Origin of the sequence: Rugosibacter aromaticivorans, assembly GCF_000934545.1 — a bacterium.
Classification (GTDB): Bacteria; Pseudomonadota; Gammaproteobacteria; order Burkholderiales; family Rhodocyclaceae; genus Rugosibacter; species Rugosibacter aromaticivorans.
Genome location: NZ_CP010554.1, coordinates 40,357 through 65,317 on the forward strand (window position 1 = coordinate 40,357; position 24,961 = coordinate 65,317).

A 24,961-nucleotide genomic window follows, 5' to 3' on the forward strand; every position below is an offset into this window, starting at 1 on the left:
TCGAGGAAAAAATGAAACTACACAGCATAGTTGCCCCAGTTATCTTATTTTTCAGCGCAACCACTTTTGCCGGACCGGCTGATTATGTGTATACGCCTGCGGTGGAGTACGGTGAGCGAGAAATCGATTTCAAATTTGGCAGCCAGCGTCTAGGCGATGGTAATCCTGATCTTTCCGCTTGGAGCGTAGGTATTGGTTACGGAGCGACGGAGTGGTGGTTCACCGAGATATATGCCAAATATAAGTTTAAAACCCCGGGCAACAGCAGTCATTACGATGCGTGGGAATGGGAAAATAAATTCCAGCTGACCGAAACCGGGAAGTACCCGGTCGATTTGGGTTTTTTACTCGAACTTGAGCACCCAAAAGATCGCAGTGAAGGGTGGGAAATCAAATGGGGCCCGTTGCTGCAAACAGAATTTGGTAAATGGCAGCTAAATGGCAATCTGCTGCTTAAGCGAAACTATCGGGTAGATAGTCCCTCGGATACAGAGTTGGCATATCAAGCACAGGTCAAGTACCGTGGAAATCAACAGTTAGAGTTCGGTGTTCAAGCCTTTGGTGCGGTGGGTAAATGGAGTAACTGGCAACCGTCGAATCAGCAAAGCCACCAGGCCGGCCCGGCAATCTTTGGCAAGTTGCCGTTGGGGAACCATCAAGCGATCAAATACAATGCGGCTTGGTTGATCGGTGTTTCACAAGGTGCCCCGGATCAAGCATTTCGTCTGCAGACAGAATACGAATTCTGATAGCGCGGCGTCCGCTGGCTGCCAGTACTGACACGCCTTGTTGCTAGGGATAGAATTAACCCTGTGAAAATTTTACGTTTGTTTTTTTTCTTGCTGGTTTTGGCTAATCTCATTTTTTTAGCCTGGTCGCAGGGTTATTTTGATGGGGCAACGGAGGCTCATGAACCTTATCGGCTGGCGCAACAATTACACGCAGAAAAAATGCGGATTGTGGATGAGGGGCAAGTGCGCGAAGCACCGATGGTTTGCCGCACGTTAGGTGGCCTGACCCAGGCCGCAGCCGATCAGATCGAACGTGACGTAGCGGCCTTGGGGGGCAAAGCTAAGCGCTTGCAGCTGCAAGCTTTCCATCGGGTGGTAATTGTTGGCTTGGCTGACCAAACAGTTGCAGATATGAAAAAGTCCGAGTTGCTATCGCAGTTGCCGCAAACACCCCCGCCCCTGAGCGGAATACAAGTGCAAGCGGCACCCAATGCGCTCAATGGACGGTATGAAATTCTTTTGGGCATCTTTACCGACGAAGTGGCTGCGCGAGACTATATTGCCACACTTAAAAAGCGTGGCGTCACGTCAGCTCAATGGGAAAAGCCAAAACCCTCGACACCTCGTGAAGGGATAGAAATCCAGGCAAAAGCGGAGGTGTTTACCCGCCAATTGGAAACGTGGATTGCACCGTTTCCTTCTGCGATGGTGATGAACTGTGTGCGCTGAACGCGATAGATCTAAAAAGCGCCTCGCCACGCAGCAAGACCTATCGCTGGCGTGAGTTATATCGTCGGGCTAACAGGTGGAATCGGTAGCGGAAAAAGCGCGGTAGCGGATTTGTTTGCTACCCATCAGGTACCTGTTATCGATACCGATGCGATTGCCCACGCGTTGACAGCCGCATCAGGCGCAGCTATGCCGAGTGTTCGTGCCGTTTTTGGCGAGCACATGGTCACGCCCGACGGTGCGCTTGATCGTGCGGCGATGCGTGCGCATGTATTTGCTCAGCCCGAAGAGCGCAAACGACTCGAAGCCATTTTGCATCCATTAATCCGGGCTGAGGTTGAACGGCGCATTAGCGCGGAGAACTCGCGCAACAATCATCTTTACACCGTACTTGTCGTGCCACTCTTAATTGAGTCAGGCACCTATCGCCAGCGTGTCCAGCGCATCGCTGTGGTGGATTGTTCTGAAGCGACCCAAATTTGCCGTGTGATGGCACGCAATGGCTTGTCACAGGATGAGGTCGAGCGAATATTGCAAGCCCAAGCTACTCGCGCCGAGCGCTTGGCTGTAGCGGATGACATCATCGAAAATGACGGCCAACTGGCCGCATTGGCACCCCAAGTGGCGCATTTGCACCAGAAATATCTGGAATTGGCGCATCATGCGGGTTGAGATTTACCCAAATTTCGGTGACAATGCTTCCCATTTTATACACTCGGCCAGCGTGTGATTAATTACGAATATCCTCTCAGCGAGCGAGTGCGCACTTTGTTGCGACTCGAAGATCTGTTTGAAAAAATCATACATTTCGCCTCTGCCAAAGGGAGCGCTGAACATCATGTGGCGCTGGTCTTGCTGTTTGAGATTCTTGAAGTGGCCGGCCGTGCCGACTTGAAATTTGATCTGGTTCAAGAACTGGAACGCCAGCGACAGATCCTGCTATCTTTCCGTAACAATCCCGAAATCTCTGAAGAAGCCCTCTCGGGTGCGCTCTATGAAATCGAGCAGGCAAGTACTCAACTGCTCGCCGTGCAAGGAAAGATTGGCCATTATCTGCGTGAAAATGATTGGCTAATGAGCATTAAAAACCGAGCCGCCATTCCAGGCGGGGTGTGCGAGTTTGATCTGCCGGGCTACCACTATTGGTTGAACCGCGATGCGCCGTTGCGGCAAAAGGACATTGAGTCTTGGTTGATGCCGATGTTGCCTATTCGGCAAGCGCTGACGATCGTGCTGCGTTTGTTACGTGCATCTGGCCGTTCAGAGAGGCTCCTGGCCCAACGAGGCGCTTACCAGGTCATGATGGGTGGACGAAATTACCAATTGGTTCGGTTGCAGATCAGAAAAAACGAATCGGTATTGCCGGAAATCTCCGCAGGTAAACTGGCTATCAATGTTCGGTTTTTGCGGCCGGATATGACACAGCGGCCACGCCAGGTCGAGACTGATGTTCAGTTTGAAATGACGCTATGTAATCTGTAAGCATGGCTTCTGTACGTTCTAGTTTACCCAAATTGCCCCGCATCGTGCTTTGTCCGCGCTGCGGGGCATCGGTCGAGTGGGTAGAAACAAGTCGCTTTCGACCATTTTGTTCCATGCGCTGCAAGACCGATGATTTTGGTGCGTGGGAAAGCGAAACGTATCGCGTCGCCGCCAGCGAGGAAGCGCCACTGAGCGACGAATCGGAATAGCAAACAAGCTGAGCAAAGCCTATGGCAATGTGGCCGTTTTACCAGGCCGAACGAATGGCGGCTATGCCGTGCGCTCCGCATGCACGGGCGGTGTCAAGATCGTGGGGTGACAATCCGCCCAAGGCAAAAGTCGGCGCTGGTGGTACGCCGAGATTGCTATTAATCTCTGTTGCGAAAGTCTCCCAGCCCAAGCCCGCTCGCCCGGGGTGTGTTACGGTTTCGCGTATCGGCCCATAAACCACGAAATCACATTTAAGCTGCGCCGCGCGCATCAATTCGGCAGGGGAGTGACATGACGCTGCCACCAGTGGAAATTCAGGGCGTGTTAAGCAGGTTGCCAGTTGCGCGGACGTCAGGTGTACACCATCAGCCCCGGCGGCCAAAGCCAGCAGCGGGTCGCTGTTGACGAGCACGCGTGCGCCAGCCGTGTGACAGCGCTTAACCGCCGCGTGAACAAAAGCCTCGCGTTGCCGGGGAGCAAGCATTGGCTCGCGCAGCTGTACGAGCTTGAGCCCGTTTTTCAATGCGTGATCAAGTGCTTCGTTTTGGGCTGCAATACCTATTTCGTTGGCATGCGTGATGGCGTAAAACGCAGGCAAGGCCAGCGCGGCGAGGACGGGGGCGTTGGCTGGCAACATCGGCTGAACGGTCGGCGCACCGGGCGTTTGCCATGTAAGGGCGCTATGCACACGATTACTGATCTCACCTTGCCAGGCACGTACCCGGAAAAAATTCAGATACACATGGGCATGCTCATACACATGTTCCCTGCGTAACCAGGGATCGGCACGCAAAACCTCGATGCCGAGTTCTTCTTGGAGTTCGCGCACTAAGGCACCCCGCGCTGTTTCGCCCGGTTCGATTTTGCCGCCGGGGAACTCCCAATACCCAGGATAAAACGTATCAGCTGCGCGTTGGCCCAGTAAAAATTGACCGTCTGCCCGCTCAATGACTGCGGTTGCAACATGCGTTATTTTCATTTTTTCAGGCGGCTATGCCGACCGGCGTAATCCCGGGCAAATTGCCAGGCAACGCGACCGCTGCGCGAGCCGCGCATTTGCGTCCATTGCAATGCTTCGCTGCGGACGGGATTGCCTGGTTCCAGGGTGTCGGTTGGGTGGCCGAAAACAGTGAGCCAATGCGCGCATATGGCCAGATATTCATCCTGCGTGAAGGCATAAAAAGACAGCCATAAACCAAAGCGTTCGGAAAGCGAGATTTTTTCTTCGGTCGTTTCGCCGGGGTGAATATCACCTTCTTCGGTGTATGTCGCTTCAAGATTTTCAGCCATTTTTTCCGGCATCAGATGGCGCCTGTTGGATGTTGCATATACCAGCAGATTTTCCGGCATGCCGGTGATGGAGCCATCCAGCAGACTCTTCATGGCTTTGTAACCAGGCTCGTTCGCTTCGAACGATAAATCGTCGCAGAAAATAATAAATTTTTCACGACGCCCAAAAACGAGATCCACAATTTCAGGCAAGTAAACCAGGTCGTCCTTATCCACTTCAATCAAGCGCAATCCGCGGTGGGAAAACTGGTTTAGCACGGCCTTGACGAGCGAGCTTTTTCCCGTGCCGCGTGCACCGGTGAGTAGCACATTGTTTGCACTTTTACCTTGTACAAACTGCAGCGTGTTCTGTTCGATGCGCTTTTTCTGCGGCTCAACGCCCTGTAAATCGTTCAAGCGAATCGCGTGCGGATGACGTACGCCTTCGAGCCAACCACGCCCGTTGCGGGTGCGCCAGCGAAAGGCACAGGCTGACCAGTCTGTCACCGGCAAAGCGGGCGGCAGGATCGCTTCAAGACGGTCAATTAATGTTTCGGCGCGAAGAAGAAAGCGGGAAAAGTCAGTCATCGGTACACTCTCGGTTTTTAACGCGACGAACTTTAGCAGATTCATGAAACGCATCCTGATCTATCTACTCATTACGGGCTTGGTGTTTGCGCTGACCAACTGCACAACAACGTCTGCCCCTCCAATAAATGCACCACAGCGGTGCGCAGCCATGCCTACCTGCGTGGCGAGTCCGCCAAGCGATGTTTCCCTGCCCCCTGCGCCACCGATGCAAGCCGCACAGTGGGATGATCTAACTGGCTGGGAAACCGATGATCCTGCCCCGGCGTTGGCAGCTTTTCTTGATAGTTGCCGCGTGCTGGCAAAGCAAGCGTTATGGCAGCCCGCGTGTGTAGCGGCGCGCACGGCCGACGCGCAAAGCCCCAGCGCTTTGCGCGCATGGTTCAAAACCCAGTTTCAGCCTTGGATGATGGTGAATGCGGATGGCTCTCGCACAGGAATGATTACAGGCTATTTTGAGCCCGTGTTGCAAGGCAGTCGCACGCCTTCGCGCCAAAATCCTTACCCGGTGTATGGCCCGCCAGACGATCTGATCACGGTAGATTTGTCCGAACTTTACCCCGAGCTTAAGCACCTTCGGCTGCGTGGGCGTCTCGAGGGTAAAAAAATTGTTCCCTATTACGCCAGGTCAGAGTGGCGTCAGCAAGAAAGCAAGCGCTCACAAAAAGCCATCGCCTGGGTATCAAACGCCGTGGATTTATTTTTCATGCAAGTGCAGGGCTCAGGCCAGGTGGCACTGGGTGATGGCAGTCGTATTCGTCTTGGCTATGCCGATCAAAACGGGCACCCTTACCGATCCATCGGGCGTTGGTTAATTGATCAGGGCGCGATCACTCCTGAGCAAGCTTCCATGCAAGGTATTAAGGAATGGGCGAAGATGAACCCGCAGCGATTGGAAGAATTACTCAATCAAAATCCGAGCATGGTGTTTTTCCATGAATTACCCTTAGCAGGTAAAGGCCCGCTAGGCGCTCTGGGCATCCCGCTTACGCCAGAACGTTCGCTGGCCGTTGATCCACGCTATATCCCCTTGGGCGTCCCTGTTTGGCTTGCCACAACCAGGCCAAACAGTGACCAGGCACTCACCAGGCTTATGCTGGCGCAGGATACGGGTGGTGCCATTCGCGGTGCTGTGCGCGGGGATTTTTACTGGGGTAGCGGCACAGATGCGGGTAATCTTGCCGGCAAAATGCGCCAGACAGGACGTCTATGGGTGCTTATGCCCAAAGGCTATGCGCCTGACGATGCACCAAAGTGAGCGTAGCTTTCACCAATACCCCGCTTGCGCCGTATCGCCAGCACCGAATTTTCACCAAAATGGTGCATATAAAAATATATCAGCACTGTTTTAGCACGTAACCTTCTATCGAGTAATAATAACTAACTGATAAATAACAATATTAAATCAGGAATGGCTTTTGCTTGGTAATTTCGTTTTCGCCTTAATTTAGTGCATAAACGAAAGGACTATCCACATGGAAGCATTGCACACCTCTGCCGACGTTTTGTTTATTTTGCTGGGTGCCATCATGATTTTGGCGATGCATGCCGGCTTTGCTTTTTTAGAGCTGGGCACTGTCCGTAAAAAAAATCAGATCAATGCGCTGGTTAAAATTCTGGCAGATTTTTCAATTTCAACGCTAGCCTACTTTTTTATTGGTTACGGTATTGCCTATGGTGTTCATTTTTTCAGCAACGCCGAAGTGCTTGCGCAAAACAGCGGCTTTGAGCTCACGCGGTTTTTCTTTCTGCTGACTTTTGCTGCCGCTGTCCCGGCGATTATCTCTGGCGGCATTGCCGAGCGTGCCAGGTTCAAACCGCAACTCGCTGCCACATTTTGCCTGGTGGGTTTTGTTTACCCATTTTTTGAAGGGATTGCCTGGAACCATGCGTTTGGCGTTCAGTCTTGGCTTGCCCAGCAGTTTGGCGCGGAATTTCACGATTTTGCCGGTTCGGTCGTGGTGCATGCCGTAGGCGGCTGGGCAGCGCTGGCGGCGGTGCTATTGCTTGGGCCGCGGCGTGGGCGTTATGACAAAAACGGGGCGATTTCTGCGCATCCGCCCTCCAGCGTGCCGTTTTTAGCCTTGGGCGCATGGATACTCATTGTGGGCTGGTTTGGCTTTAATGTGATGAGCGCGCAAACGCTGGACAAAGTTTCTGGCCTGGTCGCCCTCAATTCGCTGATGGCGATGGTGGGCGGCACGCTGGCAGCGCTGATGGTTGGCAAGAACGACCCGGGTTTTGTGCATAACGGGGCATTGGCCGGGCTGGTGGCTGTCTGTGCCGGGTCAGACGTGATGCATCCCCTCGGGGCACTTGCCACCGGCAGCATCGCCGGTGGGCTGTTTGTCGTGATGTTCACCCTCACGCAGAACCGCTGGAAGATTGACGATGTACTGGGCGTCTGGCCGCTCCACGGCCTTTGCGGTGCCTGGGGCGGGATTGCTGCTGGCCTTTTTGGCGCAACCGCCTGGGGTGGCAGAGGTGGTGTGGCAATACCCAGTCAGCTGATTGGCACACTCATGGGCATTGCGATCGCGCTAGCGGGTGGCTTCGTGGTGTATGGGCTGCTTAAATTTTTCGTCGGCATCCGGCTCGATGCGGAAGAGGAATTTGAAGGTTCCGACCTGACCATCCATAAAATTACTGCATCCGCTGAGCGGGAAACTTCTTTTTAACGTAGTTTTAATACGCTGGGCCTTGGCGAAAAAATAGGTAGTGATACGGGTTGTTTGTCGTATCACTACCCTATTATCGCCGTATCACCAGCGCCGACTTTTTACAGTATGGCGCTGGCGTGACGCCGGTGTAATTAACCGCCTTTCGCGTTAAAGCGTTTTTCAATTTCCGCCGCTGGAATATAGCCGCCCACCCGCTCACCGGTAGCGAAGAACATGGCTGGTGTGCCGTTGATACGCAATTTGCGGCCCAGTTCCGTCGATTTTTCCAGTCCGGCGGTATCGCATTTGGCAGGCATGGCGGGCAAGGTTTTGCCGCTGCTCATCCAGTCATTCCAGACCCTGCCCTTATCCTGTGCGCACCAGATCATTTTGGATTTCTCGATGGAGTCTTCTCCCAGTACGGGGTAAAGAAAAGTGTACAAAGTGAGGTTTTTGATCGACTGCAATTCCTTTGCCAGCTTTTTGCAGTAGCCGCAGTTGGGGTCTTCAAACGTGACCAGTACATTTTTTCCATTACCGCGCACTTGCTTAACTGCCAGTTCGAGAGGTAGCGCATTGAACTGGCGCTCTGCCGTCAAGTTTTTACCTGTTTTGAGCTCGATCAGATTTCCGGCGAGCAGATAATTGCCTTTGTCATCCGCATAAAAAATCTGACCATCGACTGCGACTTCCCACAGTCCTGCAATGGGTGCTTTGCTGATTTTTTCAACCTTGCCCACATTGGCTTCGATAGCCTTTTTGACCTCGGCTTCGCCCGCCAAGGCGGCGATAGAAAAGCTAGCCAGTAAAGCCGTTGCAGCAATAAACTTTTTATTCATCATCTCTCCAGAAAAAATCAGGATGCCAAAGCATAACGGACCAACGCATCCTTTACGACCGGCAAATGGTTAGTGAGGCTCAACCCCACGTTGCGCAAGCTAACTAACGGCCCACGACGAACATCAAACAAGCGTTGCAAATGATCGGTAGCGGTTTGTAGCATAAAAACCTCTTCTTTTCGCGCACGCTCAAAACCGCGCAATAGCGAAAAATCGCCGCAATCGCCCTGCGTTGGCGAGGCAAGTAGCGCGTGCGCCAATGCCTGCACATCCTGAAAGCCCAGATTGATGCCGTGCCCCGACAGCGGATGTAACGTGTGCGCCGCATCGCCAACTAAAGCCAGGCGCGGCAACACCGTGCGCGACGCGCGCATCAGGCGCAGTGGAAATGCACTCGGCGGGGTGACCAATTCCAGCGCACCCAGCGCATGCCCCCCCGCTGCGGCCACCCGTTCGCACAAGGCGTTTGCCGAAAGCGATAGCAATTCCTCACCATGCGCTGTCGCCGTTGACCAGACCATCGACAGATGTTGGCCAGGCAAAGGTAGCCAAGCTAAAATGCCATCTGGGCGAAACCACTGAAAAGCTGTGCCGCGATGCGGTAGCGCAGCAGCAAAATTGGCCACGATACCGAGCTGGTCATAGTTTTTGAATGCCACCTCAATGCACGCAGCGCTGCGTGTCCAAGAGTCGGCCCCATCGGCCGCGACAATCAGGCGCGCGCGCAGTTTGCGTCCATCGGTCAGCGTGAGCTCTACTGCCGCATCATCCAATGCCAGCGCTTGGGCTGATGCAGGACAAAACATCGTGAGATTGCCCTGCCGCTTGACCATTTCCCACAATTCGGCCTGCATGAGCGAAGACTCAAGAATCCACGCCAATTCAGCGACGCCGCTGTCATAAGCTGAAAAATCGAGCCTGCCTTTGCCATCGCCAAAAACTTGCATGGCGCGTACGGGTTCCATGCGCGCGTGGTCAAGATGTCGCCAAATGCCGATTTGTTCAAGAAAGCGCGCATTCGCCGGGCTGATGGCATACACCCGGCTATCCCACGTGGTAGAAAAATCGGCTGTACCCCTGGCAGGAAAAACCGGCACCACGCCTTCAACCAGCGCCACAGACAACGAGGATCGGCGCAAAGCCGCCGCCAGTGCGAGCCCGGCGAGCCCGCCACCAACAATAACGATATCGAAATCCATACCGCGATTGTCGCCTACGCATGCCTTCCTTGACAAGGTAGACGTGCGAAAGGGATAATCTCGCCCCTTTGCACCATTGTGCACGGTGATGTAGCTCAGCTGGTTAGAGCGACGGATTCATAATCCGTAGGTCGAGGGTTCAAGTCCCCCCATCACCACCAGTATTCAGACGGCTCCCAACATTGGGAGCCGTTTGTTTTTGGTGTGCTGCGTTACCGAGCCTCGCCAGCGATTGTAAATGTACGTTTACACGTCGAATGCCTGTCTTTGGTGTAGAAGTTGCCGTCTCACCAGCGCCGACTTTTGTGCCGCAGTTTTGAATCAGCCCGCCATGGCGTTATTCATTTTTTCCTGGTCGAGCTCGTTTTCCCATTTCGAGATGACGACGGTGGCGACACCATTGCCGATGAAGTTGGTTAGTGCGCGGGCTTCGGACATAAAGCGGTCGATGCCCAGAATGAGTGCCAGGCCCGCAACGGGGATGGAGGGGACAACCGCCAGCGTCGCTGCCAGGGTGATGAATCCGGCACCCGTGACGCCAGAGGCGCCTTTTGAAGTCAGCATCGCTACGCCAAGCAGGGTTAATTCCTGGCCTATGGTTAGGTCGATATTCAGCGCTTGCGCAACGAATAGCGCCGCCATGCTTAGGTAGATATTGGTGCCGTCGAGATTGAAGGAATAGCCGGAGGGCACGACCAGGCCGACTACCGATTTCGAGCACCCCATGCGCTCGAGTTTTTCCATCAGCGGAACCAGTGCGGATTCGGATGATGAGGTGCCCAACACGGTAAGCAGTTCATCTTTGATATACAGAATGAAGCGAAAAATATTAAAGCCGGTGGCGGCGGCGATGCTGCCCAGCACAATCAACACGAAAAGAAGACAGGTAAGATAAAAACTGCCCATCAGTGCTGCCAGCGGTTTTAGGGCAGCGACGCCATATTTGCCCATAGTGAATGCCATCGCGCCGCCTGCGCCCAGCGGTGCTAATTTCATGATGACGTTCATCATTGCAAAAAATAGGTGCGCAGCATCTTCGATGAAGCGATGGACTGGCTGGCCTGTTTTGCCTAGCCGCATAATGGCATAGCCAAACAGGATGGCGAGAAACAGCACTTGCAGCAAATCGCCCGAGCTAGTGAAGGCATCGGCAAATGTCTTGGGAATAATATGCAGGAAAAAACTGACGGTGCTTTGTTCGGCAGCGGATTTGGCATACGTGGCAATCGCTGTGCTATCCAGCGATTGCGTGTCAACGTTAAAGCCTTCACCAGGGCGAATGAGATGCATGACAAGCAACCCGATGCCTAGCGCTAGTGTGGATACCACCTCAAAGTAAAGCAGCGCTTTACCACCAACGCGGCCGACTTTTTTCATGTCGCCAGATCCGGCAATCCCGAGCACGACGGTGCAAAAAATAACCGGCGCAATGAGCATTTTGACCAGCGCAATAAAACCATCGCCTAAAGGTTTGAGGCTCGTGCCCGCCTCAGGGTCAAGATAACCCAGTAATCCGCCAGCCAGCGTGGCGAGCAGCACCCAAAAGTAAAGTTGATGTGTGAGGCGTTTCATGAGGGCATGGTTTTGAAAAGGGATGAGACAATTGTGGCATGATGCTGCCGCGGTTTGCATAACGATTTTTAACTCAGGCAATAATCAGAACACCTTAGGAGGCAACTTATGATCAATGTGTATTCCTGGCCGACGCCCAATGGGCATAAGGTTCATATCATGCTGGAAGAATGTGGCTTCAAATTGGGGCGCGATTGGCAAGCGCATGCTATCAATATCGGGACGGGGGATCAGTTCACGCCAGAGTTTTTGAAGATTAGCCCGAACAACAAAATCCCGGCGCTGGTTGATCCGGACGGGCCGGATGGCAAGCCCATCGCCTTGTTTGAGTCGGGTGCCATCTTGCTTTATCTGGCCGCGAAAACAGGCAAGTTTTTGCCTAAAGGCGACCGCCAGAAATTCGAGGTTCTGCAATGGCTCATGTTTCAAATGGGCGGTGTGGGGCCGATGTTGGGGCAAGCCCATCACTTCCGTATGTATGCGCCAGAGAAAATTGACTACGCGGTGAATCGCTATACCAACGAGGCCAAGCGGCTGTATGGCGTGATGAACCAGCAGCTCTCGCGGCAGCGTTACATTGCCGGTAATACGTATTCGATTGCGGATATCGCGATTTTTCCCTGGCTGCGCAGCTGGCAAAACCAGGGCATTGATTGGGCAGACTATCCGTTGCTCAAAGCGTGGTTCGACAAGATCGAACAACGGCCTGCGGTAAAACGCGGCGTCGCGGTGTTGGCGGATTTACGCAAACCCTTAACGGATGATAAAGCACGCGATGTTCTGTTTGGCAAAAGCCAGTATCAAAAGCGCTAAGACACATGATTTTCTACGCGGTGCGTAGTAATCAGTTGCTTATTTTTTGCCAATTATTTTTACTCAATCGCCGTATCACCAGCGCCAGCGCGCTGCGTCTCTTCGAGAACTTTTTGCGTCAGACCTTTTTCGCGCGCGGATGTGCGGCGTCGTAGATTTTTGCTAAATGTTGAAAGTCGAGGTGGGTGTAAATCTGCGTGGCGGCGATGCTGGCATGGCCCAGCATATCCTGCACGGCGCGCAGATCGCCCGATGATTGCAAAACATGCGAGGCAAATGAATGGCGCAACATGTGCGGGTGTACCTGCATGCCGAGTCCTTGCTGCTGTGCCCAGCGCTCCAGTCGTTTTTCTACTTGACGGGGTGATAACCGGGTGCCGTTTCTGCCGGTAAACAGCGCCGTTTGTTCAGCCGGTGCATAGCGTGGGCGAGCTGCCACCCAGGCGAGAAGTGCCGTTTGTGCTTGGCCGCCGACGGGTACGGTGCGGGTTTTTTGCCGTTTGCCGGTCACGGTGACTTCGCCTGTCGTCAGATCAAGTCCGCCCGGCCAATCCAAACTGACCAGTTCTGCCAGGCGTAGCCCGGAAGAATAAAAAAGCTCAAACATCGCCGCATCACGCACTTCCAGGTCGTCGCCGGGTTCGGCATTGAGCAGCGCGGCCATTTGGTCCGTGCCGAGCGCTTTAGGCAGGGTGCGGGGGCGCTTGGGCGCTTTGAGCGGCTCTGCCGGGTTGTATGCAATCGCACCGCGTCGCGTAAGCCAGACGTAAAAACTGCGCCATGCCGAGAGTGTGCGCGCAATGGAGCGCGGGGCCAGATTCTGCGCGTGCAACTGCATCAGGCCACGCCGTAATTGTGTCGTGGTCAGTGTGTCTGGCGTGATGTCTGGGGTAACTTCAAGTGCTAGCTGGTGGAGGCGAAAAAGATCCCGGCGGTACGCATCCAGTGTGTGATGGCTGGCGCGCCGTTGAATGGCCAGCTCAGACAAAAACTGTTCAGCTAAGGGATGCATTTCGCCCGCCATTATTTTTCCGCTGGCTAGTTAGATGGCGCAGACGGCGAGGCGCCTAAGACACGTTGTAGTGCAGCAGAGGCCATATCGCCAATGCGCTCCAGATACAGCGTGCCCAGCGCGGGGTAAAAGCGGTGTGCTTCTTCGCTGGCCATGACCAGCAGGCCAAAACATGCGCCGTGCGCATCGCGCAAAGGCACTTGCGCCATCGACCGCAAATGCGCAGCGGCTTCGCCAAACCAGGTGACGGATTCCTGCTCGGCAGCGGGTCCGCAGAGCGGTCGTTTTAAACCTGCAGCAAAGATCTTGGTCGTGTCTGTCACTGCATCCAATAAGCTACTGGGCATGTTCCATACGCGCAAGGCAACGTGAGGCACAGAGAACGCGCCACCCAGATGGGAGTAAATCACGCGCACCATGGTGGCTTCGTCCTGCGCGGCAATCAATGCCACGGCCAGGTCGTGCACCTTGCTGGAGATGGCATCGTTTTCGTTACCAAAGGTGATGAGCTCGGCGAGTTTGGCCTCCAGCGTACGCACTTTGTCGCGCAGCGTGAAGAGTTGTTTTTCGGTAATCGAAATGGCACGTCCGGTATGCGGGTCGGGCAAAGTCATGAGCGCTAACACATCGGTATACGCATCAAAAAATTCAGGGTGGTCATGCAAGTAGCGTGCAACTGCTTCAGCGCTCATTTCAGTGTTCATTTAAAGTCCTCAGGTAGATCAATTTCACCAGTAAAAACAGTGGTCGCCGGGCCGGTTAGCAGAACCGAGTCTAGAGCAGAATCGCTGCCATTCCAGGCGATCGTTAACTCGCCCCCGCGCGTGATGACGCGCACGGGGGAAGTCAGCAATTGGCGACGTATGCCCGCCACGACCGCAGCGCAAGCGCCTGTACCGCAGGCCAGGGTTTCGCCTGCGCCCCGCTCATACACGCGCAAGCGCACCGTGTGCGCATCCAGCACTTGCATGAAGCCGGCATTCACGCGGCGTGGAAAACGCACGTGGGATTCAATCAATGGCCCCAATCGGGCCACCGGCGCGGTATCAACGTCAGCCACTACCTGCACCGCATGGGGGTTGCCCATCGAGACGACACTGATCTCGACCGATGTGTCGCCGACAACAAGCGTTTGCACAAGGGCATCGTTCTCGCTGATAAATGGAATTTCCGCTGGCAAAAAACGCGGCTGACCCATATCGACGGTGACTTCCCCCGTGGCTTCGAGTTGCGGAGAAATAATTCCCGAGGTGGTTTCAACGCGAATCTGCCGCTTGTGGGTTAATCCCTGTTCGTGCACAAATCGCACAAAGCATCGCGCGCCGTTGCCGCATTGCTCCACCTCGCCACCATCCGCATTGAAAATGCGATAACGAAAATCGACATCGGGCCGGGTGGCTTTTTCAACCACCAGAATTTGATCGCAACCAATACCGAAATGGCGATCGGCGATAAATCGTATCTGCGGCGTAGTCAGCGCAAATGTCTGCCGGATGGCATCCAGCACGACAAAGTCATTGCCCGCGCCCTGCATTTTGGTAAAGCGAATTTTCATAAGAGAGATGGTAGTCCAGACGGCGTTGCGTAATCGGTCGAATTGGGCAGGCTAAGCAAACTTGCTTGAGTTAATTTCGGGGTGATCCATAAAAACCCGCCTCACCCGGTGGGCGGGTTTTGAAGCGTTTGTGCAGCCAGTAATATTGCGCCGGTGAGCGCAGGATTTCAGTTTCCAAAAACGCATTCATGCGTCGTGTATCAGCCACGACATTATCTGTGGCTGCGTCGGTGGGATGGGTTGCAGGAAAGTCAGTCCATGGCTCGCCAACTTCTATTTCATAGTGGTTTCCCACCATGCGCGTGATGGTCGGAATGACTGTTGCGCCAGTGAGTTTTGCCAGCCGTGACAGGCCGGTAATGGTGGCGGCAGGCACGCCAAAAAAAGGCACGAACACGGCATCTTTGGCGCCATAATCCATATCGGGCAGATAGTAAAAAGGTCGTCCTTCGCGCATCGGCCGGATGACCGACTTGACACCCTCCTGGCGAGAAAACAGCGTGGTTTTGCCAAATCGCAAACGCCCGCGACGCAATGCGGCATCGAAGGTGCGATTTTTCGCTCGCGCATAAATGGTCACCATGGCGTGATCCATGGCCAGCCGAATCCAGCCAGCATCCAGGCCCACAAAATGTGGCGCAAACAATATCATCGGCCGACCATGACAGGCGGCTAAACGTTCACCATGCGTGATCTTGACCAGGCGGCGAATGCGGGCGGCAGAAGCCCACCACCACAACCCCAGCTCGAGCATGTTGCGCCCAAAAAATGCAAAGTGGCGTCTTGCCAGCGCCGACTTTTCAGCGGCCGATAGCTGTGGAAAGCACAGTCCCAGATTGGTGAGCGTGATCTGTCGCCGCTCACGCACAAAAAAGTAAAGCAGCCAGCCTAACCCGTGCCCCAAGCGGGAGAGCACGGACAATGGCAACCAGTGAAGCAGCCACATCACCGCCAATAACAGATGCGTCATGGACGGCTGACTCCCGCCGGAACCTTATAGCGGTTGTAACCCCACAGATATTGCGCCGGACATTGGCGGATCAAGGCTTCGAGTTCCGCGTTGAGTTGTGCTGCACGGTGTGCGAGATCGCCCTGCAACGGTTGCGATAAGGGCAGAAAATAAAGGTTGTAACCCGCGCCATAGGGCAAGCGTTCGGCATACGTGAGTATCACCGTGGCACCTGTTTCTGCCAGTCGTGCGGCCAATGTCATGGTGTAAGCCGTGTGACCAAAAAAAGGTACCCACACGCCTTCGCCCACGCCGGGCACCTGGTCGGGCAACATGCCGACGGCTTCGCCCTGTTTTAATGCCTTGAGTAAGCGCCGGACTCCAGACATATCGGCAGGGGCAAGATTGAAATTACTCCCGCGGCCTTGAGCAATCAGCGGGCCAAGCCAGGCTTGTTTGGGTTGCCGGAACATGACGGTAATCGGTTTTTGCGCCGCAATGTATTGCGCGGTGATTTCAAAGCAGCCCAAGTGTGGCGTCAAGAATAGAATGCCGCGGCCTGCTGTTGCTGCGATTTCGACTTCATCCCAGCCCGACACTTTGGCTATTCGATTGATAACTTCTGCCTGCGGACGTAACCAGATTTTGGGTAATTCCAATAGGGCTTTGCCCGCCTCAGCAATGGCGTCTTTTTTGATGTCAGTGAGCTTGGCGAAGGAGAGATTCTCCGCCAGATGGCGGCGATAGGTCGGCGAAAAAAGCCAGGTCAGCCAGCCGAGCAGCGCCCCCAGATTATGGAGTAGTGATAGCGGCACATAGGCCAGCAGACGAAACAGCAAAGACATGACAAACTACCAGGAAGAAGTACCAGATACGAATTATCGGCGAATTATCGGTGAATTATCTTTTTCGCCTTGCTGCTGTAAGCGTGGCAAACCTTTTGTATTTGCGGCTGGCTGGACTACAATGAGGGTTGGCTTGCAACATCGCACCATCTTCCGCTGGGTTAAATGACAACTTGCGAGGCGGAGAAAGTCTGAGCATAAAAAGCTTGGGTTGGAAAATAAATTTCGCTAAAGCGTCGTCTGCTCATGCCCCCAGAGCTGGCCTCGCCGGTATCGCGGGGCATTTTTTGTCAGGAGCAAAACACATGAGCCAGGCTTATTTTTTCACATCAGAATCCGTTTCCGAAGGTCATCCCGATAAAGTCGCTGACCAGATTTCAGACGCCATCCTTGATGCCATTCTGGCGCAAGACCCCCACTCCCGCGTCGCGGCTGAAACCTTATGCAACACCGGCCTGGTGGTTTTGGCCGGTGAAATTACGACTAAAGCTAACGTCGATTACATCAACATTGCACGCGACACGTTAAAACGTATCGGCTACGACAATACTGAATCGGGTATTGATTACAAGGGCTGCGCTGTGCTGGTGGCCTATGACAAGCAGTCGCCCGACATCGCCCAGGGCGTGAATAAAGCCTACGATGACGACCTCAATCAAGGCGCGGGCGATCAAGGCTTGATGTTTGGCTATGCGTGCAACGAAACCACGTCGCTGATGCCACTGCCTATTTACTTGTCGCACCGTCTGGTGGAACGGCAGTCACAGTTGCGTCGGGATGGACGTTTGCCCTGGTTGCGCCCAGATGCAAAATCGCAAGTCACCATTCGCTATGAAAACGGCCGCGCCCATTCGATTGATACCGTGGTGTTGTCCACTCAACATTCACCGGACGTTGAATTGCCGCAGATTCGTGAAGCGGTGATCGAAGAAATTATCAAGCCGATGCTGCCTAAAGAGTTGATCAAGGGTGAAATCAAATATCTGGTGAATCCCACGGGTCGGTTTGTGATTGGCGGGCCACAGGGTGATTGCGGTTTGACGGGTCGCAAGATCATTGTGGACACCTATGGCGGCGCAGCCCCGCACGGCGGCGGTGCGTTCTCCGGGAAGGATCCGTCAAAAGTTGACCGTTCTGCCGCTTATGCTGGCCGCTACGTGGCCAAGAACATTGTGGCCGCCGGATTGGCGGATAAATGCCTGGTGCAGATTTCCTACGCGATTGGTGTGGCGCAGCCTACCTCGGTGTGGGTGACGACACAAGGCACGGGCAAGATTGCCGATGAAAAAATAGCCGAGCTCGTGCAACGCCATTTTGATCTTCGCCCCAAAGGCATTGTCACGATGCTGAATTTATTGCGGCCGATTTATGAAAAAACTGCGGCCTATGGTCACTTTGGGAGGGATGAGCCCGAATTCACGTGGGAAAATACCGATAAAGCAGCCGCGCTCCGCGCGGATGCCGGGCTGTAGTCCGGCCCGCAGGGCTTTATCGGTATTTCGTCGTAGGCTAACGCGAGCGCAGCGAAGGGTTAAGCCGCGCAGCGGCGGCCGAAGACAAAATGTTTTACAAGGCAGCCGCGCTCCGCGCGGATGCCGGGCTGTAGTCCGGCCCGCAGGGCTTTATCGGTATTTCGTCGTAGGCTAACGCGAGCGCAGCGAAGGGTTAAGCCGCGCAGCGGCGGCCGAAGACAAAATGTTTTACAAGGCAGCTGCTCTACGTGCCGATGCAGGACTTTGAAGTAAGTAGGTATAACTGAGGTTTTTCTGATGCAAGATCTGGCAAAAAATGTTCTCGGGGGTGTGCTGCAGGCATGCAGCACTGACCCCATGACGGGATTTCTGCGTACTGGCTGTTGCCAGGTGACGGATGAAGACGTGGGCAACCATGGCATCTGCACCGTGATGACGGCAGATTTTTTGGCTTTTTCAGCGGCGCAAGGTAATGATCTTTCCACGCCACGGCCTGAGTTTGAGTTTCCCGGCTTGAAACCGGGCGATCGCTGGTGTTTGTGTTCTGCACGCTGGCAAGAAGCGTTGCGTGCAGGAAAAGCACCGCAGGTGGTGCTAGAAGCCACCTCAGTGGCTGCACTCGAGATTGTTCGGCTGGAAGATTTGCAGCGCTATGCCGCAGACATCAACCAGGAGAAATCATGACCACACTGCATGAATTCACCGTGCCAGATATTCATGGCGTGCCACGCCCGCTGAGCGATTATCAAGGCAAGGTGTTGCTGATCGTCAATGTCGCCAGTCGGTGTGGTTTTACGCCGCAGTACGCCGGACTCGAAGCGCTGTGGCGTCAGTATCACGCGCAAGGCTTGGTGGTGCTGGGCTTTCCGTGCAACCAGTTTGGTGGCCAGGAGCCGGATGATGAAGCGGCTATTAGTGATTTTTGCAGCACAACCTATGACGTAACGTTCCCGCTCTTTGCCAAGGTGGAAGTGAATGGCGACAGTGCACATCCGCTATGGCAGCATCTTAAAAAATCCGCGCCCGGCATTTTGGGTAGCGAGGCCATCAAATGGAATTTCACCAAATTTCTGGTGGATGGCGAAGGCTTGGTCGTTGAGCGCTACGCGCCCACAACCAAGCCTGCAGAAATAAGCCGCGATATTGAACGACTGCTTCAATCGACCACGCCATCGACGTAATACCAGCAGCCTTCTTTGCGCACAAAGCGGCTGATCTCATGCAGCCGTACCGCGCGTCCATTGATGCGGTAGCGGATGACGAATTCAACGCTGGCTGAATCACCTGTTGCATCCTGTGTTTTTACTTCCAGCCCCAGCCATTGTGTGGAGGGCTGTGCGATGGATTGTGTGGTCAGGTTCAATGCTGTCGGCTGTGTTGAAGCGTGCCAGGTTGCCAGCAGATACGCCTCGTTATTTAGCACATAGGCGGTGTATCGCGAACGCATCAGTGATTCCGCATCAGGCGCTGCTGACCCGGCATGAAACCGGCCACAGCACATGGCGTAAGTGGTTGGCCGTCCGCAGGGGCACGTGGCAAGGGCATCGGTAAGGTTTCCTGCTTTGTCACATGGGCGTCCTGAACGAGGCGCCTTGAAAGGGCTGGTTTTTTCTTGTCGATGCCTCACCGAATTAGCCTCCATGTTCCCAAACAGCTTGCAGTAGCGCATCCATTGCCGGCCCAGCAAGCGCCGCGCGTGGGTGATTCACAAGGCAGACCACGACCCAGCGTCGGCCGTGTTGATCCAGCACGTAACCCGCCATGCTTTTCACACCGTCGAGCGTGCCCGTTTTGATATGCGCTTGTCCGGCTACCCCTTGGCCCTGGACGCGTTTTTTCATCGTGCCGTCGCTTCCGGCAATCGGCAGGGACGCCATAAATTCGGGCATCACGGCGCTATGCCAGGCGGCCTGCAGCAGGCGCCCTAAGCTGGCGGCTGAAATGCGTTCTTGACGTGAGAGACCCGCGCCGTTTTCCAGCACCAGCTCGGGCATCTTCAGTCCCCGACGCGTAAGCCAGGCTTGTATGGCGGCGGCGCCATCTTCAGGTCGTGCGGGGCGATGCCCCGCTTCAACCCCCAGGGTGAGAAAGATCTGACGCGCCATGACGTTATTGCTGTATTTGTTCATGTCACGCACGATTTCACCTAAAGTCGGCGATGGCCATACGGCGAACAAACGGGCGTCCGGCGGCACGTCGCCCTCTCTCACGCTGCCGCTAAAACTGCCACCTAATTCGGCCCACAACGAACGGAAAACGCCCAGCACGAAATGAGAATGATCCGGGAATGCAATGTCCCAGCGCTGCTCACCGCAGGCCAAAGGATAAGCGCCGCCTAATACCAATCGATCAACGGCGCCTGACGTGAACACGTCCGAGCGCAGGCCCTCGCGCCAATCGCCACATTCCGCATGGTCATCGCTACGCAGTTGATTCACGAGATCAAGATTGCCCAGCGCGGGCTCAATAGATAGCCTTGGCGATTGCGCTGCATGTGGTAACAGTTGCACGCTGATGGCATTGAAATTGAGCAGCAAGGCGTCTGGCAACACATTGTAAGGACGCATCGTTTCGTGATCGAACTGCCGCGCATCGCTTGCCTCCAGCGCAAAAACATGACGATCCAGCACCAAGTCGCCTCGTATTTCACGCAGCCCGCGTTGCCGCATCTCACGCAGCCATCGCGCAAAATGGTCATAGGTCAGTTTGGGGTCACCCCCTCCTTGCAAGAAAAGGGCACCCTTGAGCACGCCATTTTCCAGTGATCCATTAACAAAAGCCTGCGTTTGCCATGTGTAAGCCGGGCCGAGTAAATCCAGTGCAGCAAAGGTGGTGAGCAGTTTCATGGTGGATGCGGGATTCATGGCTTTATCCGCATTCATCGCCCACTGCGGCCGACGAGAGTCCACCGCTTGAACCACCACAGCGACGGCTGACCGGGGAATTTCCGCTGCTTTCAATGCTTGAGCAACGGGCGCAGGAAGCCCGCCAGCGGTTACCGCACCTGCCCAGGATAAAAGCCAGGCGCAGATGAGTTGCCGCAGGGTGATCATAAAAATCATGGTTTTCATCCGCTTGAATAGGTGGGGTTATCCTTGAATGGATCAGGGTTCGAGGATAGCATCCAGTTCTTGTGAAAAGAGAACAGGCGACCATGCCCGATCAGTAGTAACGGTTTAACAAACGAGGGGGAATGCATGGATCTAGGGCTTAAAGATCGAGTAGCGATCGTATGCGGTGCAAGCCAGGGTATGGGGCAAGCGATTGCCTTCGGGTTAGCCAAGGAGGGCGCGTGCGTTCTGTTGGTAGCCCGTAACGCAGAGCGTCTGGCAATGGCAGAAGCGGCCATTTTGGCCCAATGCCCTGAGGCAAAGCTTGCCAGCTTGGCGATGGATCTGACACAACCGGATAGCGCTGCGGTGGCGGTTAAAGTAGCGCATACGCGCTGGGGTCGACTGGATGTGCTCATTACCAACACCGGTGGGCCACCGCCGGGGCAGCCGCTTGATCTCGCGGATGAGCAGTATCTGCTCGCTTACCAACAAAATTTCATGAATGTGGTGCGCCTGTGTCGCCATGCTGTGCCCGTGATGCGGGTGAATGGCTATGGACGCATTATCAATATGCTGGCGTTGTCGGCACGGCAAATCGAAGACAACCTGGTGCTCTCCTCCACATCGAGGCTGGGGGTGGTGGCTTACGCACGGTATCTGGCCGAACAAGTCGCAGCAGAAGGCATCACGGTGAATAACGTTTTGCCTGGCTCGATCCACACCGAGCGCCTGGCACAAGTGGCGCAAATGCAGGCGCGGCATTTCGGGCGGGATCCAGCGGCAGAGTTAGATGTACGTGCCGAGCGGGTGCCGATGAAGCGGCTCGGCCATCCGCAAGAAATGGCCGATCTGGTGACATTCCTTGCGTCCGAGCGGGCGGGCTTTCTCACCGGGTTGAGTATTCCCGTGGAGGGCGGCCAATTGCGTTCTGTTTTGTGAGGTAATCATGGAGATACAAGCCATCATCGAAGATTTTTGGGCCATGCGTGCGCAGGGCGTTTTTTATCCGCCCCGGTGGTTTGATCGGCTAACGATGGATCAAGCCTGCCGTGTGCAGCTTGGCCTGCTGGTAAATCTCTGGTCGCGGGTGGGCGGCATATCGGCTGGAAGGTCGGCCTGACTGCGGCGGCGATCCGTGAGCAGTTTCGCGTGCATGAGCCAGTGTTTGGCTACTTGCTGGAAAGCGGCCGGCTGGAAAGCGGTGCTGAAATCAATTTAGCCGATTGGCAAGGCGCGGGGTTTGAGAATGAACTCTGCCTGCGTTTGGGCAAACCTTTGCGCGGCCCGGGGGTGGAGGCGGCTGCAGCACAAGCGGCGGTGGACTCCTGCCACCCGGCAATGGAGCTGGTGGAAAACCGGGGTGACTTCACGGCGCAGCTTGCTGTAGCCGTGGCTGATAACGTTCAGCAGCGTGCTTTTGTGGTCGGCCCCCAGGTTCCGCTAGCGGCGACTGCTGATCTCGCTGCGATTGAATGCACAGTTCGCCACAATGGTGTAGAAGTCGCACAAGCGAAGGGAGACGCCGTCATGGGCAATCCCTACGCTTCGCTGGCTTGGCTAGCCAACAAGCTTGCCGAGTTTGGGCGTGGCTTGGAGGCTGGGCAATATGTCATGAGTGGCTCGTTTACCCGCCAGTTTCCACTCGCCCCGGGCGATGTGGCAGAAACTCGTTTCAGCAGTATTGGCGAGGTGGCTTTGCACATCGCAGCGCGCTGAATCAACGCGTTTTCGTTGGCGTTCTTGTTCGCGTCCTTACAAGGATTACCTTAATCTGCCGATCAGCTCTTGAAATACTCAACTTGAGGCCTTATTATTAGCACTCGCTTGGATAGAGTGCTAATCGTTTCACCTCATTCCAGCTTTTCCGCAGGGCACCGCTCTGCACCATCATTGACCAATTTTAAGGAGATTTTGAATGAAAATCCGTCCCTTGCATGATCGCGTGATCGTCAAGCGTCTCGAAGAAGAACGTAAAACAGCCTCCGGCATCGTTATTCCCGATGCTGCTGCCGAAAAACCTGATCGAGGTGAAGTGCTGGCCGTAGGTAATGGCAAAATCCAGGAAGATGGCAAAGTTCGCCCCATGTCGCTGAAGGTCGGTGAGCGTGTACTGTTTGGCAAATACTCAGGCCAGGCCGTTAAGGTGGATGGCGAGGAATTGCTGGTCATGCGTGAAGAAGACATCATGGGCGTAATTGAAGCCTGATTAACTTAACCTTTCAAGAATTCAAGGAGATATAGAATGGCTGCAAAAGAAGTTCTGTTTGGCGACTCCGCTCGCCAACGCATGGTTCGTGGCGTCAACATCCTGGCTGACGCTGTTAAAGTAACGCTCGGCCCCAAAGGCCGTAATGTGGTTCTTGACCGCTCCTACGGTTCCCCCACCGTGACCAAGGATGGCGTTTCCGTCGCCAAGGAAATCGAACTTAAAGATAAGTTCGAAAACATGGGCGCGCAAATGGTCAAGGAAGTGGCTTCCAAGACCTCTGACATCGCCGGTGATGGCACTACCACCGCCACGGTGCTGGCGCAATCGATCGTCCGCGAAGGTATGAAGTTCGTCGCTGCGGGCATGAACCCGATGGATCTGAAGCGCGGCATCGACAAGGCTGTTATCGCGTTGATCGAAGAACTGAAGAAAATTTCCAAGCCCTGCACCACGACAAATGAAATCGCCCAGGTCGGTTCCATTTCCGCCAACTCCGACGCCGATGTCGGCAAGATCATCGCCGATGCGATGGACAAGGTCGGCAAGGAAGGCGTGATCACCGTTGAAGACGGCAAGTCGCTGCAAAACGAACTCGAAGTGGTCGAAGGCATGCAGTTTGACCGCGGCTACCTGTCACCCTACTTCATCAACAATCCCGACAAGCAGATCGCGATTCTGGATAATCCTTTTGTCCTGTTGCACGACAAGAAAATCTCCAACATCCGCGACCTGCTGCCGCTGCTCGAACAAGTTGCCAAGGCCGGCCGTCCGCTGCTGATCATCGCCGAAGATGTCGATGGCGAGGCATTAGCCACGCTCGTGGTGAACAACATCCGTGGCATCCTCAAGACCGTCGCTGTTAAGGCACCGGGCTTTGGTGATCGTCGCAAGGCCATGTTGGAGGACATCGCTGTCCTGACTGGTGGTACAGTCATCGCCGAGGAAGTTGGCCTGACGCTGGAAAAGGCAACCCTCGCTGAGCTGGGTCAAGCCAAGAAGGTCGAAGTCGCTAAAGAAAACACCACCGTCATTGACGGCGCTGGCAAAGAAGAGGCAATCAAGGCCCGCGTGGCGCAAGTTCGTGTCCAAATCGAAGAAGCTACCAGCGACTACGATAAAGAAAAGCTGCAAGAACGTGTTGCCAAGCTGGCAGGTGGTGTCGCGTTGATCAAAGTGGGCGCTGCAACCGAAGTGGAAATGAAAGAGAAGAAGGCGCGTGTTGAAGATGCGTTACACGCGACCCGTGCTGCCGTTGAAGAAGGCATTGTGGCTGGCGGCGGCGTGGCACTGCTGCGTGCTCGTGCTTCCGTTTCCGTCAAAGGCGACAACCATGAGCAAGATGCCGGCATCAAGATCGTGCTACGTGCCATCGAGCAACCGCTGCGTGAAATCGCCGCCAATGCCGGTGACGAGCCTTCTGTTGTTATCAACAAAGTTCTCGAAGGCAAGGGCAACTTTGGCTACAACGCCTCCACTGGCGAATATGGCGACATGGTGAAAATGGGCGTGCTGGACCCAACCAAGGTCACCCGCACCGCGTTGCAAAATGCCGCATCGATTGCCGGCTTGATGTTGACCACTGACTGCATGGTGTCTGAGCTGGTTGAAGATAAGCCAGCCGGCATGGGCGGTGGTATGGGCGGCGGCATGGGTGGTATGGGCGGTATGGGCGGCATGGACATGGGAATGTAATTTCCCGTTTTATCGCCGGGTAAAAACGGTTGTCGCTTGTTTTTACCCGGTAGCGTTTGTTTTAAGAAAAACCCGACCTTGT

Annotated in this window: 28 protein-coding genes and 1 tRNA gene; 17 read left to right on the forward strand and 12 right to left on the reverse strand. The window is 54.8% G+C overall.

From position 1 onward, the window contains the following. Positions 1–11: 11 nt before the first annotated feature. From PG1C_RS00200 to PG1C_RS00220, 5 genes are all read left to right on the forward strand, one after another. Entirely contained in the window at positions 12–749 is a 738-nt protein-coding gene (locus PG1C_RS00200; RefSeq protein WP_202635453.1) for a hypothetical protein, read from the forward strand. Positions 750–812: 63 nt separating this feature from the next. Beyond that, positions 813–1,460, forward strand: coding sequence for a hypothetical protein (locus PG1C_RS00205; protein ID WP_202635454.1), 648 nt, complete (start codon positions 813–815; stop codon positions 1,458–1,460). A 51-nt stretch (positions 1,461–1,511) separates the two neighbouring features. Next, positions 1,512–2,132 carry a dephospho-CoA kinase gene (gene coaE / locus PG1C_RS00210; protein WP_202635455.1) on the forward strand — a complete coding sequence of 207 codons (621 nt, stop codon included), beginning with the start codon at positions 1,512–1,514 and terminating at the stop codon, positions 2,130–2,132. A 54-nt stretch (positions 2,133–2,186) separates the two neighbouring features. Next, complete coding sequence (gene zapD, locus PG1C_RS00215; protein WP_202635456.1) at positions 2,187–2,942, forward strand: cell division protein ZapD; 756 nt, start codon at positions 2,187–2,189, stop codon at positions 2,940–2,942. Positions 2,943–2,944: 2 nt separating this feature from the next. Further along, entirely contained in the window at positions 2,945–3,151 is a 207-nt protein-coding gene (locus tag PG1C_RS00220; RefSeq protein ID WP_202635457.1) for a DNA gyrase inhibitor YacG, read from the forward strand. A gap of 38 nt (positions 3,152–3,189) precedes the next feature. Here PG1C_RS00220 and PG1C_RS00225 read toward each other — a convergent pair whose 3' ends face one another. Then, positions 3,190–4,131 (reverse strand): Nudix family hydrolase, encoded by a 942-nt coding sequence (locus tag PG1C_RS00225; protein WP_202635458.1) that lies wholly within the window; start codon positions 4,129–4,131, stop codon positions 3,190–3,192. Further along, positions 4,128–5,009, reverse strand: a complete 882-nt coding sequence (locus PG1C_RS00230) for an ATP-binding protein (protein WP_202636857.1) — start codon at positions 5,007–5,009, stop codon at positions 4,128–4,130. The genes PG1C_RS00225 and PG1C_RS00230 overlap by 4 nt, the downstream gene beginning before the upstream one ends. Positions 5,010–5,052: 43 nt before the next feature. On the opposite strand from PG1C_RS00230, the gene mltA reads away from it, so the two are divergent. Next, positions 5,053–6,267: a murein transglycosylase A gene (gene mltA / locus PG1C_RS00235; RefSeq protein WP_202635459.1), complete on the forward strand. Its 1,215-nt coding sequence runs from the start codon at positions 5,053–5,055 to the stop codon at positions 6,265–6,267. A 217-nt stretch (positions 6,268–6,484) separates the two neighbouring features. After that, entirely contained in the window at positions 6,485–7,687 is a 1,203-nt protein-coding gene (locus tag PG1C_RS00240; protein WP_202635460.1) for an ammonium transporter, read from the forward strand. A 134-nt stretch (positions 7,688–7,821) separates the two neighbouring features. Here PG1C_RS00240 and PG1C_RS00245 read toward each other — a convergent pair whose 3' ends face one another. Continuing rightward, positions 7,822–8,508, reverse strand: coding sequence for a DsbC family protein (locus tag PG1C_RS00245; RefSeq protein ID WP_237218233.1), 687 nt, complete (start codon positions 8,506–8,508; stop codon positions 7,822–7,824). 17 nt (positions 8,509–8,525) lie between these two features. Next, entirely contained in the window at positions 8,526–9,707 is a 1,182-nt protein-coding gene (locus PG1C_RS00250; protein ID WP_202635462.1) for a UbiH/UbiF family hydroxylase, read from the reverse strand. A gap of 84 nt (positions 9,708–9,791) precedes the next feature. Between PG1C_RS00250 and PG1C_RS00255 the strand changes: the two genes are divergently transcribed. Continuing rightward, positions 9,792–9,868, forward strand: a tRNA-Met gene (locus PG1C_RS00255). Between the two features lie 160 nt (positions 9,869–10,028). On the opposite strand, the gene PG1C_RS00260 is transcribed toward PG1C_RS00255, so the two are convergent. Next, complete coding sequence (locus PG1C_RS00260; protein WP_202635463.1) at positions 10,029–11,279, reverse strand: dicarboxylate/amino acid:cation symporter; 1,251 nt, start codon at positions 11,277–11,279, stop codon at positions 10,029–10,031. Between the two features lie 108 nt (positions 11,280–11,387). On the opposite strand from PG1C_RS00260, the gene PG1C_RS00265 reads away from it, so the two are divergent. Then, entirely contained in the window at positions 11,388–12,092 is a 705-nt protein-coding gene (locus PG1C_RS00265; RefSeq protein WP_202635464.1) for a glutathione binding-like protein, read from the forward strand. Between the two features lie 118 nt (positions 12,093–12,210). Here PG1C_RS00265 and xerC read toward each other — a convergent pair whose 3' ends face one another. The 5 genes from xerC to PG1C_RS00290 all read right to left on the reverse strand — a co-directional run bounded on the left by xerC (position 12,211) and on the right by PG1C_RS00290 (position 16,453). After that, positions 12,211–13,116 carry a tyrosine recombinase XerC gene (xerC, locus tag PG1C_RS00270; protein ID WP_202635465.1) on the reverse strand — a complete coding sequence of 302 codons (906 nt, stop codon included), beginning with the start codon at positions 13,114–13,116 and terminating at the stop codon, positions 12,211–12,213. A 14-nt stretch (positions 13,117–13,130) separates the two neighbouring features. Beyond that, positions 13,131–13,808, reverse strand: coding sequence for a DUF484 family protein (locus PG1C_RS00275; protein ID WP_237218234.1), 678 nt, complete (start codon positions 13,806–13,808; stop codon positions 13,131–13,133). Then, positions 13,805–14,659 (reverse strand): diaminopimelate epimerase, encoded by an 855-nt coding sequence (gene dapF / locus PG1C_RS00280; protein ID WP_202635466.1) that lies wholly within the window; start codon positions 14,657–14,659, stop codon positions 13,805–13,807. Before dapF ends, PG1C_RS00275 begins: the two co-directional genes overlap by 4 nt. A 70-nt stretch (positions 14,660–14,729) precedes the next feature. Next, on the reverse strand, positions 14,730–15,629 hold the full coding sequence (locus tag PG1C_RS00285; protein ID WP_202635467.1) for an LpxL/LpxP family acyltransferase: 900 nt from the start codon (positions 15,627–15,629) through the stop codon (positions 14,730–14,732). Continuing rightward, positions 15,626–16,453: a lysophospholipid acyltransferase family protein gene (locus PG1C_RS00290; RefSeq protein ID WP_202635468.1), complete on the reverse strand. Its 828-nt coding sequence runs from the start codon at positions 16,451–16,453 to the stop codon at positions 15,626–15,628. The genes PG1C_RS00285 and PG1C_RS00290 overlap by 4 nt, the downstream gene beginning before the upstream one ends. Positions 16,454–16,758: 305 nt before the next feature. Between PG1C_RS00290 and metK the strand changes: the two genes are divergently transcribed. From metK to PG1C_RS00305, 3 genes are all read left to right on the forward strand, one after another. Continuing rightward, positions 16,759–17,925, forward strand: a complete 1,167-nt coding sequence (metK, locus tag PG1C_RS00295; RefSeq protein WP_202635469.1) for a methionine adenosyltransferase — start codon at positions 16,759–16,761, stop codon at positions 17,923–17,925. 297 nt (positions 17,926–18,222) lie between these two features. Beyond that, on the forward strand, positions 18,223–18,609 hold the full coding sequence (locus PG1C_RS00300; protein WP_202635470.1) for a DUF2237 family protein: 387 nt from the start codon (positions 18,223–18,225) through the stop codon (positions 18,607–18,609). Beyond that, positions 18,606–19,106 (forward strand): glutathione peroxidase, encoded by a 501-nt coding sequence (locus PG1C_RS00305; protein WP_202635471.1) that lies wholly within the window; start codon positions 18,606–18,608, stop codon positions 19,104–19,106. Before PG1C_RS00300 ends, PG1C_RS00305 begins: the two co-directional genes overlap by 4 nt. On the opposite strand, the gene PG1C_RS00310 is transcribed toward PG1C_RS00305, so the two are convergent. Together PG1C_RS00310 and dacB are read right to left on the reverse strand one after the other, a co-directional pair. After that, on the reverse strand, positions 19,082–19,372 hold the full coding sequence (locus PG1C_RS00310; protein ID WP_237218235.1) for a YchJ family protein: 291 nt from the start codon (positions 19,370–19,372) through the stop codon (positions 19,082–19,084). The genes PG1C_RS00305 and PG1C_RS00310 overlap by 25 nt on opposite strands. Positions 19,373–19,556: 184 nt before the next feature. Next, a complete protein-coding gene (gene dacB / locus PG1C_RS00315; RefSeq protein ID WP_202635472.1) occupies positions 19,557–20,987 on the reverse strand; it encodes a D-alanyl-D-alanine carboxypeptidase/D-alanyl-D-alanine endopeptidase in 1,431 nt (476 codons plus the stop codon). A gap of 135 nt (positions 20,988–21,122) precedes the next feature. Here dacB and PG1C_RS00320 point away from each other — a divergent pair, with 135 nt between their 5' ends. From PG1C_RS00320 to groL, 5 genes are all read left to right on the forward strand, one after another. Next, positions 21,123–21,917, forward strand: a complete 795-nt coding sequence (locus PG1C_RS00320; RefSeq protein ID WP_202635473.1) for an SDR family oxidoreductase — start codon at positions 21,123–21,125, stop codon at positions 21,915–21,917. A 7-nt stretch (positions 21,918–21,924) separates the two neighbouring features. After that, positions 21,925–22,098: a hypothetical protein gene (locus tag PG1C_RS00325; RefSeq protein WP_202635474.1), complete on the forward strand. Its 174-nt coding sequence runs from the start codon at positions 21,925–21,927 to the stop codon at positions 22,096–22,098. 29 nt (positions 22,099–22,127) lie between these two features. Further along, the gene (locus PG1C_RS00330; RefSeq protein WP_202635475.1) at positions 22,128–22,694 is read left to right on the forward strand and encodes a 2-keto-4-pentenoate hydratase; all 567 of its coding nucleotides are present in this window, start codon (positions 22,128–22,130) and stop codon (positions 22,692–22,694) included. A 199-nt stretch (positions 22,695–22,893) separates the two neighbouring features. Then, positions 22,894–23,184, forward strand: coding sequence for a co-chaperone GroES (locus tag PG1C_RS00335; RefSeq protein WP_202635476.1), 291 nt, complete (start codon positions 22,894–22,896; stop codon positions 23,182–23,184). Positions 23,185–23,220: 36 nt separating this feature from the next. Beyond that, positions 23,221–24,879 carry a chaperonin GroEL gene (groL, locus tag PG1C_RS00340; protein WP_202635477.1) on the forward strand — a complete coding sequence of 553 codons (1,659 nt, stop codon included), beginning with the start codon at positions 23,221–23,223 and terminating at the stop codon, positions 24,877–24,879. Positions 24,880–24,961: the final 82 nt, after the last annotated feature.

Excerpts from the sequence above, each read along its gene's own strand:
- PG1C_RS00200 (WP_202635453.1), top strand. The coding sequence starts at position 12 with ATGAAACTACACAGCATAGTTGCCCCAGTTATCTTATTTTTCAGCGCA.
- PG1C_RS00220 (WP_202635457.1), top strand. The coding sequence starts at position 2,945 with ATGGCTTCTGTACGTTCTAGTTTACCCAAATTGCCCCGCATCGTGCTT.
- PG1C_RS00225 (WP_202635458.1), bottom strand. The coding sequence starts at position 4,131 with ATGAAAATAACGCATGTTGCAACCGCAGTCATTGAGCGGGCAGACGGT.
- PG1C_RS00230 (WP_202636857.1), bottom strand. The coding sequence starts at position 5,009 with ATGACTGACTTTTCCCGCTTTCTTCTTCGCGCCGAAACATTAATTGAC.
- mltA (WP_202635459.1), top strand. The coding sequence starts at position 5,053 with ATGAAACGCATCCTGATCTATCTACTCATTACGGGCTTGGTGTTTGCG.
- PG1C_RS00240 (WP_202635460.1), top strand. The coding sequence starts at position 6,485 with ATGGAAGCATTGCACACCTCTGCCGACGTTTTGTTTATTTTGCTGGGT.
- PG1C_RS00245 (WP_237218233.1), bottom strand. The coding sequence starts at position 8,508 with ATGAATAAAAAGTTTATTGCTGCAACGGCTTTACTGGCTAGCTTTTCT.
- PG1C_RS00250 (WP_202635462.1), bottom strand. The coding sequence starts at position 9,707 with ATGGATTTCGATATCGTTATTGTTGGTGGCGGGCTCGCCGGGCTCGCA.
- PG1C_RS00260 (WP_202635463.1), bottom strand. The coding sequence starts at position 11,279 with ATGAAACGCCTCACACATCAACTTTACTTTTGGGTGCTGCTCGCCACG.
- PG1C_RS00265 (WP_202635464.1), top strand. The coding sequence starts at position 11,388 with ATGATCAATGTGTATTCCTGGCCGACGCCCAATGGGCATAAGGTTCAT.
- xerC (WP_202635465.1), bottom strand. The coding sequence starts at position 13,116 with ATGGCGGGCGAAATGCATCCCTTAGCTGAACAGTTTTTGTCTGAGCTG.
- PG1C_RS00275 (WP_237218234.1), bottom strand. The coding sequence starts at position 13,808 with ATGAACACTGAAATGAGCGCTGAAGCAGTTGCACGCTACTTGCATGAC.
- dapF (WP_202635466.1), bottom strand. The coding sequence starts at position 14,659 with ATGAAAATTCGCTTTACCAAAATGCAGGGCGCGGGCAATGACTTTGTC.
- PG1C_RS00285 (WP_202635467.1), bottom strand. The coding sequence starts at position 15,629 with ATGACGCATCTGTTATTGGCGGTGATGTGGCTGCTTCACTGGTTGCCA.
- PG1C_RS00290 (WP_202635468.1), bottom strand. The coding sequence starts at position 16,453 with ATGTCTTTGCTGTTTCGTCTGCTGGCCTATGTGCCGCTATCACTACTC.
- metK (WP_202635469.1), top strand. The coding sequence starts at position 16,759 with ATGAGCCAGGCTTATTTTTTCACATCAGAATCCGTTTCCGAAGGTCAT.
- PG1C_RS00300 (WP_202635470.1), top strand. The coding sequence starts at position 18,223 with ATGCAAGATCTGGCAAAAAATGTTCTCGGGGGTGTGCTGCAGGCATGC.
- PG1C_RS00305 (WP_202635471.1), top strand. The coding sequence starts at position 18,606 with ATGACCACACTGCATGAATTCACCGTGCCAGATATTCATGGCGTGCCA.
- PG1C_RS00310 (WP_237218235.1), bottom strand. The coding sequence starts at position 19,372 with ATGCGTTCGCGATACACCGCCTATGTGCTAAATAACGAGGCGTATCTG.
- dacB (WP_202635472.1), bottom strand. The coding sequence starts at position 20,987 with ATGATTTTTATGATCACCCTGCGGCAACTCATCTGCGCCTGGCTTTTA.
- PG1C_RS00320 (WP_202635473.1), top strand. The coding sequence starts at position 21,123 with ATGGATCTAGGGCTTAAAGATCGAGTAGCGATCGTATGCGGTGCAAGC.
- PG1C_RS00325 (WP_202635474.1), top strand. The coding sequence starts at position 21,925 with ATGGAGATACAAGCCATCATCGAAGATTTTTGGGCCATGCGTGCGCAG.
- PG1C_RS00335 (WP_202635476.1), top strand. The coding sequence starts at position 22,894 with ATGAAAATCCGTCCCTTGCATGATCGCGTGATCGTCAAGCGTCTCGAA.
- groL (WP_202635477.1), top strand. The coding sequence starts at position 23,221 with ATGGCTGCAAAAGAAGTTCTGTTTGGCGACTCCGCTCGCCAACGCATG.